Genomic DNA, 266 nt, shown 5'->3' with positions numbered 1-266 from the left:
CCAGCACGTCCGTGGCGCCGGCACCGGAGATGAACATCTTGGAGCCACTCAGATAGTAGTCATCGCCCTCACGCTCGGCACGGGTGCGCAGGCTGGCGGCATCACTGCCGCTGCCCGGCTCAGTCAGGCAGTAGGAACCGAGCTTGTCGCCCGCCACCATCGCCGGCACCCAATGCTCACGGCAGCTGTCCGTGGCGAAACTGGCGATCATCCAGCCCACCATGTTGTGGATGGTGATGTAGGCGGTGGTCGAGATGCAGCCGGTC

The 266-nt window shown here is 65.0% G+C and carries 1 protein-coding gene; it reads right to left on the bottom strand.

Going from position 1 to position 266, the window contains the following annotated elements:
• On the bottom strand, positions 1-266 hold a 266-nt coding region (locus R0J88_RS20760), incomplete at both ends, for an acyl-CoA dehydrogenase family protein (RefSeq protein ID WP_410900990.1).

It is taken from the genome of Pseudoalteromonas sp. SIMBA_162 (assembly GCF_046535955.1).
Classification (GTDB): Bacteria; Pseudomonadota; Gammaproteobacteria; order Enterobacterales; family Alteromonadaceae; genus Pseudoalteromonas; species Pseudoalteromonas marina.
The sequence above is the reverse complement of the archived record's forward strand: the minus strand, read 5'-3'. Positions and strand labels throughout refer to the sequence as shown.